The following is a 15,343-nucleotide window of genomic DNA, read 5'->3' on the forward strand; positions in this document are numbered from 1 at the left end:
CCACCTACCGCTAGACACACCTCGAGCACTTCGATCGCGGCTCTTCCCCAGCCCCCGATCCGTCACCGCGCGGCTCCACGGCGCGCACCCAGCACCACACCGAGCACCACACGACCACGGGAGAGCTCCACACCATGACCGAGACCGACGACCGCTTGGCCGGCACGCGCGCGCGGCGCACCCCGAAGGCGCCCAGCCGCAAGGGCCTGAAGATCAAGCGGGTCTTCACCACCGCCGGTGTGCACCCCTACGACGAGGTGACGTGGGAGCGCCGCGACGTCGTCATGACCAACTGGCGGGACGGCTCGATCAACTTCGAGCAGCGCGGTGTCGAGTTCCCGGCCGAGTGGAGCATCAACGCCACCAACATCGTCACCACGAAGTATTTCCGTGGCGCCGTCGGCAGCGCGCAGCGCGAGAGCAGCCTCCGCCAGCTGATCGACCGGGTGGTGCTCACCTACGGTGCGGCCGGTCGCGAGCACGGCTACTTCGCCTCCGAGGGCGACGCCGAGATCTTCGAGCACGAGCTGACCTGGATGCTCATGCACCAGTACTTCAGCTTCAACTCGCCCGTGTGGTTCAACGTCGGCACGAGCGCGCCGCAGCAGGTCAGCGCCTGCTTCATCCTCGCCGTCGACGACGAGATGGACTCGATCCTGAACTGGTACCGCGAGGAGGGCCTGATCTTCAAGGGCGGCTCCGGTGCCGGCCTCAACCTCTCCCGCATCCGCTCCTCCAAGGAGCTGCTCTCCTCCGGTGGCACCGCCTCCGGCCCGGTCTCCTTCATGCGGGGCGCCGACGCCTCCGCCGGGACCATCAAGTCCGGTGGCGCGACCCGTCGCGCCGCGAAGATGGTCGTCCTCGACATCGACCACCCCGACATCGAGGAGTTCATCGAGACCAAGGCGCGCGAGGAGGACAAGATCCGCGCGCTGCGGGACGCCGGCTACGACATGGACCTGGGCGGCAAGGACATCACCAGCGTCCAGTACCAGAACGCCAACAACTCCGTCCGCGTCTCCGACGAGTTCATGCGCGCGGTGGAGGAGGGCGACGAGTTCGGTCTGCGCGCCCGCCTCGACGGCTCGGTCATCGAGACCGTCGACGCCAAGACCCTCTTCCGCAAGGTCACCCAGGCGGCCTGGGAGTGCGCCGACCCGGGCATCCAGTACGACGACACGATCAACGACTGGCACACCAACCCCGAGACGGGCCGGATCAACGCGTCCAACCCCTGCTCGGAGTACATGAGCCTGGACAACAGCTCGTGCAACCTGGCGTCGCTGAACCTCATGAAGTTCCTCAAGGCCGACGGCACGTTCGACGCGAAGAACTTCGTGAAGGCCGTCGAGCTGGTCATCACCGCGATGGACATCTCCATCTGCTTCGCCGACTTCCCGACCGAGCCGATCGGTGAGACGACCCGCGCCTACCGCCAGCTGGGCATCGGCTACGCCAACCTGGGCGCGCTGCTCATGGCGACCGGCCACGCCTACGACTCGCGCGGTGGCCAGACCCTCGCCGCGGCCATCACCTCGCTGATGACCGGCACCGCCTACCGCCGCTCGGCCGAGCTGGCCGGGATCGTCGGCGCCTACGACGGGTTCGCCCGCAACGCCGACGCCCACGCCCGCGTCATGCGCAAGCACGCCGCGGCCAACGACGCCATCCGTCCGGTCGGCGCCGACGACGCCGACGTGCTGAAGGCCGCCACCCAGCAGTGGCAGGACTGCCTGGAGATCGGCGCCGACAACGGCTGGCGCAACGCGCAGGCCTCGGTGCTGGCCCCGACCGGCACCATCGGCTTCATGATGGACTGCGACACGACCGGCATCGAGCCGGACTTCTCGCTGGTCAAGTTCAAGAAGCTGGTCGGCGGCGGCTCGATGCAGATCGTCAACCAGACGGTGCCGCGGGCGCTGCGCAGCCTGGGCTACCAGGAGGAGCAGATCGAGGCGATCGTCGAGTACATCGCCGAGCACGGCCACGTGGTCGACGCCCCGAGCCTGCGCCCCGAGCACTACGAGGTCTTCGACTGCGCCATGGGCGAGCGGGCCATCTCCCCGATGGGCCACGTCCGCATGATGGCCGCGGTGCAGCCGTTCATCTCCGGCGCGATCAGCAAGACGGTCAACATGCCGGAGACGGCCACCGTCGAAGAGGTCGAGAAGATCTACTTCGAGGGCTGGAAGATGGGCCTCAAGGCGCTGGCCATCTACCGCGACAACTGCAAGGTCGGTCAGCCGCTGTCCGACGCCAAGGCCAAGAAGGCCGAGGTCGTGGTCGAGGAGGCGGCTGCTCCGTCGGCGCTCTCGCACCCGGTCCGGAAGCGGCTGCCGAAGAAGCGGACGAGCGTCACCACCTCGTTCAGCGTCGCGGGCGCCGAGGGCTACATGACCGCGGGCATGTACGAGGACGGCAGCCTCGGTGAGGTGTTCCTCAAGCTCGGCAAGCAGGGCTCGACCCTGGCCGGTGTCATGGACGCCTTCTCGATCGGCATCTCGCTCGCGCTGCAGCACGGTGTGCCGCTGGAGACCTACATCTCCAAGTTCACCAACATGCGCTTCGAGCCGGCCGGCATGACCGACGACCCGGACATCCGGATCGCCCAGTCGGTGATGGACTACATCTTCCGTCGCCTGGCCCTGGACCACCTGCCCGTCGACAAGCGCGCGGGCCTCGGCATCTTCACCGCCGAGGAGCGGGCCGCGCAGGTCTCCGGGTACGGCACGTCCGCGTCGACGGCCACGGTCGTCGAGGAGGAGGTCGACCTGGAGCAGCTGCGTGGCTCCGCGCCGATCGAGACCACCAAGGTCGAGGAGAAGGTCACCCCCGAGGGCCCGAAGTCGGTCAAGGAGGCGCACTCGTCGGCCGAGCTGCTCGAGCTGGTCACCGGCACCGCCACCGACGCGCCGCTGTGCATGACCTGCGGCACGAAGATGCGTCCCGCCGGCAGCTGCTACGTCTGCGAGGGCTGCGGCTCCACCAGCGGCTGCAGCTGATGTAGCCGGCCGGGAACGGCCTCTGTCCCAAGCGGTTCCCACAGTCCGACGGCCCGGTCCTCCCACGGAGGACCGGGCCGTTCGGCGTCCGGTGGTCGGACCGTGAACCGGGCGTCAGGCCGGGCGGCCGAGCAGTTCCCGCGGCGGGGCGCCCGGCGCTCAGAGCACGTGGTGGCCGTACATCTCGCCCAGCGGATCGGCGATCAGCTCGATGCGAGCTCCGTCCGGGTCGCGGAAGTAGACCGAGACGCCGCTGTGGACGACGTGCTCCACGCCCGCCTCGGTCAGCCGCTCGACCAGGGCCTCCCAGCGCTCCGGCTCCACGCTGATCGCCATGTGGTGCAGCCCGCCGAACACCTCCGCGTACGGGCCGACGTCCAGCCCCGGGAAGTCGAAGAAGGCGAGGAGGTTGCCGTTCCCGATGTCGAAGAAGAAGTGCGACGACCCGGGGTAGTCGCGGTTCTCGATGAGCTCGGTGAGCGGGAAGCCGAGCAGGTCCTGGTAGAAGCGCACGGTCCGCTCGACGTCGCCGCTGATCAGCGCGGTGTGGTGCAGCCCGCGGGCGGTGGAGGCGGGACGCTCGCCGGCGGGCTTGAGGTGCTCGGCGCGGATGCGGGCGCGCTCGGCCTCGAGGGCGGCGGGGTCGGGAGTGGTCGTGGTCATCGGGGTCGCCTCTCGGGTCGGACGGGGACCGGCCTCCCGACTATGCACCCGGCGCCGGGTTGCAGAGGAGCGGTGCACGTCGGGCTGGTCGGGTGCCGGGCCGGCTCACACGCGCCGCCGCGTCCGGTCGAACGAGGCGCTCCACCCACCGCCGGGCGGTGCCACGCCTCCGGCGCTCCAGAGGACGCCCGTGCGGGCGGACTTACCGGGCCGGTGTCGCGGCCGTCGTCCTCCATGGGTGACACTCCGCGGGTGACTGCTCTCGGGGACGCAGTGCGCTCTGTCGACGCCGCGGATCGGCCGCAGCGCATCCTCGAGTCGTTGCTCGAGGCGACGGTGTTCCTGGAGGCTCCGCAGCGGCCGGGCGTGATGACCGTGCAGACCCCAGCGGGCACGCTGACGCCCGTCTTCAGCGACCTGCAGCTGCTCGCGGAGCAGCGCGGCCCGGTGCCGTGGTTCTCCACGACCGGCGCCGATCTGCTCGCCCAGGCCCCGGACATCGACCTCCTGCTGGACCCGGGCAGCGCGCACTCCGTGGTGCTGCGCACGAGTCGGCTGAAGCGCGCCGTCCGCGTCGACCACGCGGGAGGCGACCGGATCGAGCTGGGGGGTGGACGTGGCTGATCTCGTCGTCGATCTCGACGGGCTCGCGCGCACCGGCCGGCGACTGGACGACGCGCTCGGTGTCGCGCGTCAGGTGCACGACCGTGGCGCTGGCGTGGCCGCGGAGGTCGGTGATTTCGGCAGCCCGGTCCTGCGGAACGCGGTACACGACTTTCTCGACGAGTGGTCCTACGGCTGTGGGCTGATCGCCGACGACGCGCAGGTCCTCGTGGAGATGCTGCAGCAGGCCGTGACGACCTACCGGGCCGCGGACGAGGCGGCGGCAGCAGCCGTGCCGCCGGCCCCCGTCGTCGTCCTCGGTGGGACGGCGCAGTGAGCGGACTGCACGCCGCTGCCCGGCCCGAGGAGCTGGTACCCGGCGACGAGGCGGGACTGGAGTCCCTCGCGAGCGTCCTGCGCCGCTACGGCGACGGCTGCACGCAGGCGGTGCAGACGCTGCGCGCCATCGACGACGGCGCCTGGGTGGGGGAGGCGGCCGACGCCTTCCGGGCGGCGGTGGACGAACTCCCGGGCAAGCTGGACCGGGCGGCGACCGCCTTCGGGGAGGCCGTCCGGGTCGTGCGGATGTACGTCGAGGACCTGCGGCGGGCGCGGACGCAGGCGCAGCGCGCCATCGACCTGTACGCCCATGCCGAGCAGCTGACCGGCCGCTGGGAGCAGCACCGGACCGACTACCGGGCGGCGGTCGCGCAGCACCGGACGCACCGGGCCGAGCCCGGCTTCGACCCCGCCGACGTGGGCATGGCGGCCCCGGCGGGCTCCGACCCCGGTGCGGCGGACCGGGCACAGGCCGAGCGCCTGCTCCGCGACGCCCGCGCCGACGTCGAGGACTCCGCCGAGCACGCCGCCCGCGCGCTGCGGGACGCCGCCGAGCTGGCGCCGGACGAGCCGGGGCTGCTGAGCAAGGCCGTGGGGCAGGTCGGGCAGTTCCTCGCCGGCGCCGGCGAGGCGCTCTACGGGCTGGCCGAGTTCGCGTTCAAGCTGTCCCCGGCCTACCTGCTCATCGACCCGGAGGGCTTCGTCGAGAACGCCACCGGGCTGGCCGAGGGCCTCTGGTACGGCATCCAGCACCCCAGGGAGTTCGGCAAGGCCCTGCTGGACTGGGACACCTGGGCCGAGAACCCCGCACGTGCCCTCGGGCACCTGGTCCCCGACCTGCTGCTGGCCCTCGCCACGGGCGGGGCCGGCACGGCTGCCGTACGCACCGCACGCGCCGGCCGGGTGCTCGACGACCTCGCCGGCAGCGGACAGGCGCTGCGCCGGATGGTCGACGCGCCGGCGGAGCTGCGTGCGAGCTGGGCGGAGCGGTTCGGCGACCCGGGACGCGACGTCCTCGCGGTGCAGGGCAAGACCCCCTACGGGGGCGTCGACGAGTGGGCGACCGGGTGGGCGGAGCCGGGCCTGCGGTTCAACAGCGGCTGGCCGGGGCCGAGCCAGTTCGTGGCGCCCCACCACCTGGCCGACGACGTCGGCCGGGACGCCGGCCGCTACTACGAGGGTCTGCAGGTGCAGTCGTTCAGCCCCGACGGCAGTCCGGCGACGTACCGGCCGCAGCTCAAGACCTACGAGGTCGTCGAGCCCATGCCCCTGGGCGTGTCCGTGGCCCGGCACAACCCGCAGTTCGGTCCCGGAGGTCTGCCGCAGTACTACGTCCCTGACAACCTGGGCCAGCTCCTGGACGACGGGTTCATCCGCCCGGCCGGGGAGGTCACCATGAACGGGACGGTCGCCACCATCCAGCCACCGGGCGTCCCGGGCGTCGACGCCATGGCGCCACGCACGCTCGGCGAGAACGTGCTCAACGGCGTCGGTGGAGCCGCAGCAGGAACGGGCGCCCAGACGCTGGACCGGCTGGAAGGCGCCTCCCGATGAGCGAGCGCGGCAGGATCGACCGGAAAGGGTCAACCGATGAGTGAGCAGGCCAGGATCGACCTCGGGGAACCGCAGGACCCCTACCGGCCCTACACCCACCTGGTCCCGCTCGTGGAGGACCTGGTGCGGCGGGGGAACCGCCTGACGATCACCGGGAAGCGGGGCGAGGCCTTCGTCAGCACCCAGGGCGGGTACAACGCCTACCTCGCCGAGCCGCTCGACATGGCGTACCTCCGCGCCACCTACGACCTCGGCGGCTATAGCTACGACGCCGCCACCGACCGCCTCACCGACGGGCGCAACTGGGTCAGCGTCTACGGCAGCGACAGCGGCCGGTAGCGACCACCGCCCGGCGGAGGCCGAGGTCGACGCCCACTCCTCGTCAGCGCAGCAGGCGGAGGCTGCCGGAGTCCCACGGCCGGGCGCGCTCGGCGAGGAGCGCGGCCGCGTCGTCGTCGATCGTGGTGGTGCCCAGCTGCACGACGACGTCCCGGTGGCCGAGGTCGTGCAGCCCCCTCGCGACCCGGCACAGGGCCTCAGCCGCGAAGCCGTCGAGGTGCCCGCGGGAGCGGATGACCCCGGTGACCCGGTCCGTCCGGGCGGTGAACAGCGGAGGTCGCGATCGTCCGCTCTCGGTCGCATCCGGTTCCGTCGCGGCGCGGTGCTCGCTCGTGCCGGAGTGGTCGTGGGCCCCGTCTTGACGCACCCCGTCACGGTGACCGACGGAGGCTGCTCCTCCCCAGGGCACTAGGTCCCGACGTCCCGTCAGGGGATCAGGACGACGCGGCCGACCGCTCTGCGGCTCTCGATGTACTCGTGCGCGGCCGCGGCGGCCGAGAGCGGGAAAGTGCGGTCGACCAGGACGGTGAGCCGGCCCGCGGCGACGTCGTCCACCAGCTCCTGCACCATCGCCCGGACGCGTGGCGTGGTGATCTCACCGCCCAGGTAGACGCCGGTCAGCGACTGGTTCTGCAGCCCCAGCACGCCGGCGTTGAACGGGGTCAGGTCCCGGCCGGCGTTGCCGACGGTGATGGCGCGGCCCCGGCGGCCGAGGCAGGCGACGGACTTCTGCAGCGTCGCCCCGCCGACGGAGTCCACGACGAGGTCGACCCCACGGCCGCCGTCGGAGAGGGCCCGGACCTCCTCCACCCACCCCTTCCGGGAGTAGTCGACGGCGTGGTCCAACCCGAGCTCGGCGAGCGGCTCGAGCCGGGCCAGCGACGACGCGGTCGCGATGACCCGCGCCCCGGCCCGCTCGGCGAGCTGGATGGCGGCGACGCCGACGCCACCCGCACCGGCCTGGATCAGCACGGTCTCGCGCTCGCGCAGCCGGCCGAACTCGAACAGGCAGTCGTGCGCGGTGCCGAAGGCGACGGGCACGCAGGCGGCCGCGACGATGTCGGCGCCCTCGGGGACCGTCCAGGTGGTGCGCGCGGGCACGGCGAACAGCTCGGCGTGCGAGCCGTGGCCGGTGGTCGCGACCACCCGGTCGCCGACGGCCCGGTCGGTCACGTCGTCGGCGACCGCGACGATCGTCCCGGCCGCCTGGTATCCGACGACGTGCGGCTGGGAGAGCAGCGGACCACCGAGCCGGTTGAGGGTGTCCCCGCCCTCGACGGAGACGGCCTCCACCCGGATCAGCACCATCCCCGGGCCGACGTCCGGATCCGGGACCTCCTCGTACTGCAGGACGCCGGGGGGACCGTTGCGGTAGTAGACGGCGGCCTGCATGGGGCGCTCCCGGGGTCGAGTGGTCTGGGTCACCGGAACGTCGGCGCGCCGTCCGGCCATTCCGGCGGGGCCGGCACGGACTTCGAGCGCAGGTACTCGCCGACGGACTTCCCGATCTGGTCCACCCGCAGGTTCGACGAGCCGCCGGTGCCCAGCAGGCCCTGCAGCACGACGTGCACCGCGCGCAGGTGCGGGAACTCGTGCCGCACCACGGGCAGGTCCGCGGCCTCCGGCAGGAGCGCCCGCAGCCCGTCGGTGGACAGCGTCGTCCGCAGCCACTCCCAGTGCGCGGGGTCGCTCACCCAGATGCCGACGTTGGAGTTGCCGCCCTTGTCGCCGGCCCGGGCGTGCGCCGGCTCGCCGAGGGGCACCCACCGCCCATCCGCGACCGGGGCGCCCGCAGGCTCCGGGTGGCGGGGCTGCGCGACCTCCTCGTCGGTCGCCGTCCGGGACGGCGTCGGCGCGTCGAGCACCGTGCCGTCGTCCAGCACCGCCCGGTGCACCAGCACCTCGGCGGGCAGCAGCGCCGGCCAGTAGTCGATCCGCGGCCACGGCTCGCGGGCCGCCTGCGCGTGCCCGTCGTGGTGGAACCCGGGGAAGCCCTGCAGGTACAGGCTGCCGACGGCCGCGGGGAAGCCGCGCAGCTGCTCCCGCTCGCGGGCGGTGGCGATGACCCGGATGGGCACCGTCGCCTCCCACTGGGTGGCCGGGTCCGGTGCCGCGGTGCCCAGCGCGGTCACGTCCAGCTCGTCGACGACGTCGTCCAGCAGCAGCCCCAGCTGCTCCCGCAGGAGAGCCACCTTCTCGGGCACGTGCGGCGAGGTGCAGAACAGCATCGCGGAGATCTCGTAGCCGATCGGGGCGAAGACGGCGACCTTCGCGGTGGCCGGTGGGGGAGACCCGGTCACCGGGCCGATCGCCACGCGGTCCGGGCCGACCTGGGTCAGCCGGACCGTCTCGAGGTGCACCGTGGCGTCCGGGTTCAGGTAGCGCGGGCCCTGGATCTCGTACACCAGCTGGGCGGTCACCGTGTCGACGGTGACCATCCCGCCGTCCCGGGCGTGCTTGGTGATGACGCTGCTGCCGTCGGAGGCGACCTCGGCGATCGGGAAACCCGGCCGGGCCATACCGGGCACGGTCAGGAACCCGGAGAAGTTGCCGCCGGTGGCGTGCGCGCCGCACTCGATGACGTGGCCGGCGGTGACCGCGCCGGCCAGGGCGTCCCAGTCGTCCGGCGTCCACCCGTGCCACCAGGCGGCCGGCCCGACGGTGAGCGAGGCGTCGGTGACCCGGCCGGTGACGACGACGTCGGCGCCGGCCCGCAGCGCCTCGGCGATCCCGAAGCCGCCGAGGTGGGCGTTGGCCGCGATCGGTTGCACGCCCCAGTCCTTGAGCGGGGCGGAGGTATCCAGGTTCTCCATCGCGAACCCCTCGGCGTGGAACTCGTCGAGCCGCCCGAGCAGGTTGTCGCCCTCCACGTGCGCCACCCGCAGCGCGACCCCGGCCTTGGCGACCAGGGCGCGCACCGCGGCGGCCATCCCGGCCGGGTCGAACCCACCGGCGTTGGTGACCACCTTGATTCCGCGCTCGGCGATCACCGCGAGGTGCGGTGCCAGCTGGCGGAGGAAGGAGGGCGCGTAGCCGCCGCGCTCGGGGTTCTGCCGGTGCGCGGTCGCCATCCCGGCGAGCGTTACCTCGGCCAGGTAGTCGCCCATGAGGACGTCGACCGGATCGCCCGCCAGCGCCTCCTCGATGGCACTGGCCCGGTCACCGAGGTAGCCGGAGAAGTTGCCGATGCGGATCGGGGCGCGATCGGACATGCCTCGGACCGTAGCGAACCAGCGTCCCGGCGCGGTGACGCACGCAACACCGCGGGATACGGTCGCCTCCCAGCCGACGCCCACCCGAGGAGCCTCCGACGTGAGCCCTGCCGACGACCTCGCCGACCTGGCGACCATCTACCGGGACCTGCACGCGCACCCGGAACTCGCCTTCGCCGAGCACCGCACCGCCGGCATCGTCGCGGAGCGGCTCGAGGCACTCGGCTACGAGACCACCACCGGGGTCGGGGGCACCGGCGTCGTCGGCGTCCTGCGGAACGGGCCCGGTCCCACGGCGCTGCTGCGCGCCGACATGGACGGGCTCCCGGTGCTCGAGGAGACCGGCCTGGACTACCGCAGCACCGCCACGGGCATCGGTGCCGACGGCGTCGAGACGCCGGTGATGCACGCCTGCGGGCACGACGTGCACGTCACCTGCCTGCTCGGCGCCGCCGCGACCCTCGCCGCCGAACGGGACACCTGGAGCGGCACGGTGCAGCTGGTGTTCCAGCCCGCCGAGGAGGTCGGCGGCGGCGCCCAGTCGATGATCGACGACGGCCTGTTCGACCGCTTCGGCCGTCCCGACGTGGTGCTCGGCCAGCACGTCGGACCGCTGCCCGCCGGCCTGCTCGGCCTGCGCCGGGGCCCGGCGTTCGCCGGCGCGGACATGCTGCACATCGTGCTGCACGGCCGCGGGGGACACGGTTCCCGGCCCGAGACGTGCGTGGACCCCGTCGTCATGGCCGCGGCCACCGTGCTGCGGTTGCAGACCGTGGTCTCCCGCGAGGTGGCCGGTGGCGAGTCCGCCGTGGTGACCGTCGGCTCCCTGCACTCCGGCAACGCCGGCAACGTGATCCCGGAGCGGGCGGAGATGCGGGTCAGCGTGCGCTCGTACGACCCCGACGTCCGCGAGCGGCTGATGACCTCGATCGAGCGGATCGTGCGCGCGGAGGCAGCCGCCTCCGGGGCGCCGCAGGAGCCGGAGGTGACGCTCAAGGAGTCGTTCCCGGTGCTGATCAACGACCACGACGCCGGTGCGCGCACCATCGCGGGCTGGGACCGCGACCTCGGCGCCGGGCTGACGATCGACCCGGGCGCGGTCACCGGCAGCGAGGACGTCGGCATGCTCGCCACCGCGGCCGGCGTGCCGCTGGTCTACTGGCTGCTGGGGGGCGCCGACCCTGCGGCGTTCGCCGGCGTCAGCGACCGCGAGGGGCTGCAGCGCGTGGTCCGCGACCTGCCGTCGAACCACTCGGCGCAGTTCGCCCCGGTCATCGAGCCGACCCTGGGCACCGGCGTCAAGGCGCTGGTCTCGGCCGCCCGGACGTGGCTCCCCGTGGAGGGGCGCGGCTAGGTCCCTCCCCGGGAACGCGAGGAGGGGTGGAGCCCCGTGGCTCCACCCCTCCCGTGCGTGCGGCCTCAAGGCCGCCGGTCCTGCTCGATCAGGCGGTCGGCACCTCGATGGTGGCGACGCCGATCAGGAAGTCGCCCGCGAACGCGTCGACCATGAAGGTCTGGTTCAGGAGCTCGGCGGCCTCGGCGCTGAGCAGCACCTCGGTGCCCTGCAGGGTGGCGACGCCGCCCTCGATGGCCGGCGGGTTCAGGGTGCTGCCGTCCAGGTCGAACAGCGGCGCGCTGGGCACGGCCAGCTGGCCGTTGACCGAGACGTTGCCGAACAGACGCGAGGGGGTGCCCGGGTCGATGGTGAAGTCGGTCAGCTGGACCGTGGTGCCACCGGCGGCCAGGCTCAGGCCGCTGCCCTCGTGCAACACGGTGCCCTGCACGTAGGGCTTGTAGCCGGTCTCCTTGTCGAACACCGTCACGGTGCCACCGGTGATCGGGAAGCTCACCGAGCCGTCGGCCAGGGTGGCGCCGCCGATGGTGCCCGGGGTCACGCCGAGGGTGCCGAGGGCGTCGACGAAGGCCTGGTCCAGGGCGACGGAGGTGCTGCCGCCCTCGGCCGGGATGGCGGGGAGCGAGGCGACCGGCTCCGGGCGGGCGTACTCGGCGCTCGAGGACGACGACGAGGACGCGCTCGACGAGCCGGCGTCGGAGTCGTCGCTGCCGCAGGCGCTGAGGCCGAGGGCCGCGCTGAGGGCGACGCCGGCGACCAGGAGCTTCGCGGGGCGGGAAGAGGCGTTCATGGGAACTCCTTGCGTGGATCGGTCGATGTCACGAGGTCTTCGAACCGGTGCGGGAAATCGGATTGCACCCGACCGAAACTTTTCCGCCGGCGGTTGTCGCCGGTCGGGGGCGGGCACCCGGACCGGGACCGACGACGTCAGGAGTGATGGGTGCCAGCGAGGGACGACATGAACCGGAGCGGCGAGCGCGCACGAACGCCGCTCGTGAGCCGAAACCGAAGCGTCGTCCTCAGGCCCCTGCACCCGGCTGCCGGCCGATGAGCCTCGCGATCGTCGAGTCGGCCCCGACCGACCTGTACGACACCGCGCTGCGGTCGGCCGCACGCCCGGAGGAGCGGTGGCACTGGTTCGCCCGGTACGAGGGCGGTGCGCGGCACTCCCTCGCGGATGCGCTGGGCCAGTGGGTGGGGCGCGCCGACGACGCCGACCGCGACCTGCTGGCCCGCGCCTGGGGCACCGTCCTCGACGCCGGCTGCGGTCCCGGCCGCCTGGTCGCCGAGCTCGCCGCCCAGGGCCGCCAGGCCGTCGGCATCGACACCTCCCGGGTGGCCGTCGCGCTGACCCGGGCCCTCGGGGCCACGGCCGTGCGCCGGTCGGTCTTCCAGCCGGTGCCGGGGGAGGGGAGCTGGGACACGGTGCTGCTGGCCGACGGCAACATCGGCATCGGCGGTGACCCGGCCGCCCTGCTGACCCGGTGCCGCGACCTCCTCGCGCCCGGTGGGCGGGTCCTCGCCGAGCTCGACCGTCCGGGCACCGGACTGCGCGCGGCCCGGGTCCGCCTCGAGCGCGGCGCCGAGCGGGGCACCTGGTTCCCGTGGGCGCACGTCGGGGTCGACGCCGTCGCCACTCCGGCCGCCGCGGCCGGGCTGGAGGTGACCGCGACCTGGGAGCGGGACGGTCGCTGGTTCGCCGCCCTGACCGCCCCGGCGCGGCCGGTGGCCCGCCTGGGCCGGGCGTCCTGACCGTGCGCGTCCTGGTCACCGGCGGCGCCGGGTTCATCGGCTCGCACGTGGTCGAGGCGTTCGTCGCCGCCGGCCACGAGGTGCGGGTGCTCGACGCGCTGCTGCCGGCGGTGCACCCCGCCGGCACCGTGCCCCGCCTGCCCGCGGGGGTCGAGTTCCTCCACGGCGACGTCCGCGACGCCGCCATGGTCGACCGCGCGCTCCGCGGGGTGGACGCCGTCTGCCACCAGGCCGCGATGGTCGGCCTCGGGGTCGACGTCCAGGACATGCCCGAGTACGCCGGCATCAACGGCCTGGGCACCGCGGTGCTGCTGGCCGGCATGGCGCGCGCCGACGTCGGCCGGCTGGTGCTGGCCAGCTCGATGGTCGTCTACGGCGAGGGCCGCTACGAGTGCCCGGTCGACGGCGTCGTCCCCGCCGCCGCGCGACGCCGCGCGGACCTCGACGCCGGCCGCTTCGAGCCCCCCTGCCCCCGGTGCGGCCGCCCGCTGGCGTGGCGCACGGTGCCGGAGGAGGCGCCGCTCGACCCGCGCAACACCTACGCGGCGACGAAGCTGGACCAGGAGCACCTCTCCGCGGCCTGGGCCTCCTCGACCGGCGGCGGAGCGATCGCCCTGCGGTACCACAACGTCTACGGCCCCCACATGCCGCGGGACACCCCGTACTCCGGCGTGGCGGCCATCTTCCGCAGCGCGCTGGAGGGCGGGCGGGCACCCCGGGTCTTCGAGGACGGCGGCCAGCAGCGGGACTTCGTGCACGTCACCGACGTCGCGCGGGCCAACCTCGCGGCGCTGTCCGCCGATCCTCCAGACGCCGCTCTGCGCGCCTACAACGTCGCCTCGGGCTCGCCGCACACCGTGGGCGACATGGCCCGCGCGCTGGCCGACGCGTTCGGTGGCCCGGATCCCGAGGTCACCGGCGAGTACCGGATCGGCGACGTGCGACACGTCGTCGCCAGCCCCGAGCGCGCCGCCGAGGAGCTGGGGTTCCGGGCGGAGGTCTCCTTCGCCGACGGGATGCGCGCCTTCGCGACCGACCCGCTGCGCCCCGCCCCCTGAGCGGACTTCCGGTACCGGAAGTCCCTCCGGACTTTCGGTACAGAAAGTCCGGGAGAGGGTCACCAGGGGGTGCGGACGGTCACCTCCACGGCGACGGCCAGCAGCGCCGAGAGCGTCAGCCAGAACCGGTGCGAGCGGGCCGGCAGCGAGGCCGTCGCCGGCAGCAGCCAGACCACGAAGGGCAGCCAGATCCGCTCCGTCTCGCCGAGGACGAAGCCGGACAGGTCGCTGACGAGGATCCCGGCCAGGGCCGCCAGCGGCAGCAGCGCCGTCCGGCCGCGGATGCCGGCCAGCCCGGCGACGACCGCCGGCCCGGCGGCCAGGGCGCCGGCGGCCAGGTCGCCGACCAGGAACCAGCTCGACTGCTCCTCCCGGTCGGCGTAGGCGGCGCCGTCGCGCACCCGCTGGGCGACCACCTCCAGGCCGTCGAACCACCAGTAGCCGCCCACGGTGACCACCGCGACGACCAGCGCCACCCCCACGCCGCCCACGGCGAGCACCCGCAGCACTCCGGACCAGCCCAGCCGCGACCACTGCACCAGCACCGCGGTGAGCGCCAGCAGCCCCGCGGCGGCCAGCCCGAAGGACAGGTAGAGGCTTCCGCCCAGCAGCAGCCCGCCGGCCAGCGCCCGCACGTTCCCGGCCCGCGACGGCGCCCGCGCGGCGGCGAGCGCGAGCAGGGCCACGCCCCACGCGGTGACCCCGGCGAAGAGCGCGTCGGCGCTGGTGGCGATCCAGACCGCGCCCGGGAGGAGGACGGCGAACGGCGCCACGGTGCGCGCGGCGGCCTCGTCGGCGACCGTGCGGACGGCGACCAGCACGGCCGGGACGGCCAGCGCGCCCCCGGCGATGCACAGCGCCGCCGCCCACCCGGGGCCGCCGAGGCCGATCCGGTCGAGGAGCACGAAGGCCAGTAGCGCGCCCGGCGGGTGCCCGGACACGTGGGTGACCCAGGGGTCGGCGGAACCGACGGGGACGGAGTCGACGTAGGTGGACAGAAACGTGCCCAGGTCGCCGACCCGGCCGACGTCGGCCACGTACTCGTGCTCGGTGGCCATGGGGGCCGCGAGCGCGTCCCACCCGCCGTTCACCGCCAGGGCGACCGCCCACCCGGCGGCCCCGGCGGTACCGGCGGCGAGCAGCGCCGGCCAGCGCAGCCGCCGGGCCAGCTCCGGGCCCCACAGGACGACGGCGGCGGCGAGCGCCAGCGGAAGCAGCACCCGGGCGGACAGCACGACGTCGACGGGGCCAACGACCACGTACCCCTCGCGCAGGTGCAGGTCGCCGCCCCTCCGGGTGATCTCCCGCCCCCACAGCCAGACGGCCAGCACCCCGGCGGCGACCGCTCCGACGGCCAGACCGCGCACGGCACGGCCCGGAGCAGAGGTCGCCGGCGCTCGATCGGCCTGGGGAGGGGCGGAGGTCACCCGCCGGAGAGTAGGTGGCCGGAGCCGGGGGTGCCCGGAA

Annotated in this window: 14 protein-coding genes; 8 read left to right on the top strand and 6 right to left on the bottom strand. The window is 73.8% G+C overall.

All coding sequences use genetic code 11. From position 1 onward, the window contains the following. The first annotated feature begins 134 nt into the window (after nt 1-134). Nucleotides 135-3,002 carry a vitamin B12-dependent ribonucleotide reductase gene (locus DQ239_RS14345; protein ID WP_113835109.1) on the top strand — a complete coding sequence of 956 codons (2,868 nt, stop codon included), beginning with the start codon at nt 135-137 and terminating at the stop codon, nt 3,000-3,002. Nucleotides 3,003-3,161: 159 nt separating this feature from the next. Here DQ239_RS14345 and DQ239_RS14350 read toward each other — a convergent pair whose 3' ends face one another. Next, on the bottom strand, nt 3,162-3,665 hold the full coding sequence (locus DQ239_RS14350) for a VOC family protein (protein WP_113835110.1): 504 nt from the start codon (nt 3,663-3,665) through the stop codon (nt 3,162-3,164). Between the two features lie 252 nt (nt 3,666-3,917). Here DQ239_RS14350 and DQ239_RS20385 point away from each other — a divergent pair, with 252 nt between their 5' ends. The 4 genes from DQ239_RS20385 to DQ239_RS14370 are packed head-to-tail and all read left to right on the top strand — an operon-like array spanning nt 3,918 to nt 6,500. After that, nucleotides 3,918-4,289 carry an SseB family protein gene (locus tag DQ239_RS20385; protein ID WP_158544842.1) on the top strand — a complete coding sequence of 124 codons (372 nt, stop codon included), beginning with the start codon at nt 3,918-3,920 and terminating at the stop codon, nt 4,287-4,289. Further along, a complete protein-coding gene (locus tag DQ239_RS14360; protein ID WP_147252128.1) occupies nt 4,282-4,605 on the top strand; it encodes a hypothetical protein in 324 nt (107 codons plus the stop codon). The genes DQ239_RS20385 and DQ239_RS14360 overlap by 8 nt, the downstream gene beginning before the upstream one ends. Beyond that, on the top strand, nt 4,602-6,161 hold the full coding sequence (locus DQ239_RS14365; protein ID WP_113835113.1) for a putative T7SS-secreted protein: 1,560 nt from the start codon (nt 4,602-4,604) through the stop codon (nt 6,159-6,161). The genes DQ239_RS14360 and DQ239_RS14365 overlap by 4 nt, the downstream gene beginning before the upstream one ends. A 36-nt stretch (nt 6,162-6,197) precedes the next feature. Next, nucleotides 6,198-6,500: a hypothetical protein gene (locus DQ239_RS14370; RefSeq protein WP_113835114.1), complete on the top strand. Its 303-nt coding sequence runs from the start codon at nt 6,198-6,200 to the stop codon at nt 6,498-6,500. 43 nt (nt 6,501-6,543) lie between these two features. On the opposite strand, the gene DQ239_RS14375 is transcribed toward DQ239_RS14370, so the two are convergent. Genes DQ239_RS14375 through DQ239_RS14385 form a run of 3 tightly spaced genes read right to left on the bottom strand, consistent with a single transcriptional unit; the run spans nt 6,544 to nt 9,712 of the window. Next, the gene (locus DQ239_RS14375; RefSeq protein WP_113835115.1) at nt 6,544-6,867 is read right to left on the bottom strand and encodes a hypothetical protein; all 324 of its coding nucleotides are present in this window, start codon (nt 6,865-6,867) and stop codon (nt 6,544-6,546) included. Nucleotides 6,868-6,926: 59 nt separating this feature from the next. Then, nucleotides 6,927-7,892 (bottom strand): zinc-binding dehydrogenase, encoded by a 966-nt coding sequence (locus DQ239_RS14380; RefSeq protein ID WP_113835116.1) that lies wholly within the window; start codon nt 7,890-7,892, stop codon nt 6,927-6,929. Between the two features lie 29 nt (nt 7,893-7,921). Beyond that, entirely contained in the window at nt 7,922-9,712 is a 1,791-nt protein-coding gene (locus DQ239_RS14385) for an acyclic terpene utilization AtuA family protein (protein WP_113835117.1), read from the bottom strand. Between the two features lie 100 nt (nt 9,713-9,812). Here DQ239_RS14385 and DQ239_RS14390 point away from each other — a divergent pair, with 100 nt between their 5' ends. Further along, nucleotides 9,813-11,066: an amidohydrolase gene (locus DQ239_RS14390; RefSeq protein WP_233489239.1), complete on the top strand. Its 1,254-nt coding sequence runs from the start codon at nt 9,813-9,815 to the stop codon at nt 11,064-11,066. 88 nt (nt 11,067-11,154) lie between these two features. Here the strand turns inward: DQ239_RS14390 and DQ239_RS14395 are convergent, their stop codons facing one another. Then, the gene (locus DQ239_RS14395; RefSeq protein WP_113835118.1) at nt 11,155-11,856 is read right to left on the bottom strand and encodes a hypothetical protein; all 702 of its coding nucleotides are present in this window, start codon (nt 11,854-11,856) and stop codon (nt 11,155-11,157) included. Nucleotides 11,857-12,113: 257 nt separating this feature from the next. Here DQ239_RS14395 and DQ239_RS14400 point away from each other — a divergent pair, with 257 nt between their 5' ends. Next, on the top strand, nt 12,114-12,818 hold the full coding sequence (locus DQ239_RS14400; protein ID WP_113835119.1) for a class I SAM-dependent methyltransferase: 705 nt from the start codon (nt 12,114-12,116) through the stop codon (nt 12,816-12,818). Nucleotides 12,819-12,820: 2 nt separating this feature from the next. Further along, complete coding sequence (locus DQ239_RS14405) at nt 12,821-13,876, top strand: NAD-dependent epimerase/dehydratase family protein (RefSeq protein WP_113835120.1); 1,056 nt, start codon at nt 12,821-12,823, stop codon at nt 13,874-13,876. Between the two features lie 59 nt (nt 13,877-13,935). Here the strand turns inward: DQ239_RS14405 and DQ239_RS14410 are convergent, their stop codons facing one another. Next, a complete protein-coding gene (locus DQ239_RS14410; protein ID WP_147252129.1) occupies nt 13,936-15,303 on the bottom strand; it encodes a hypothetical protein in 1,368 nt (455 codons plus the stop codon). Nucleotides 15,304-15,343 lie beyond the last annotated feature (40 nt).

The organism is Blastococcus sp. TF02-09 (assembly GCF_003319105.1).
In the GTDB taxonomy this organism is placed as follows: Bacteria; Actinomycetota; Actinomycetes; order Mycobacteriales; family Geodermatophilaceae; genus Blastococcus.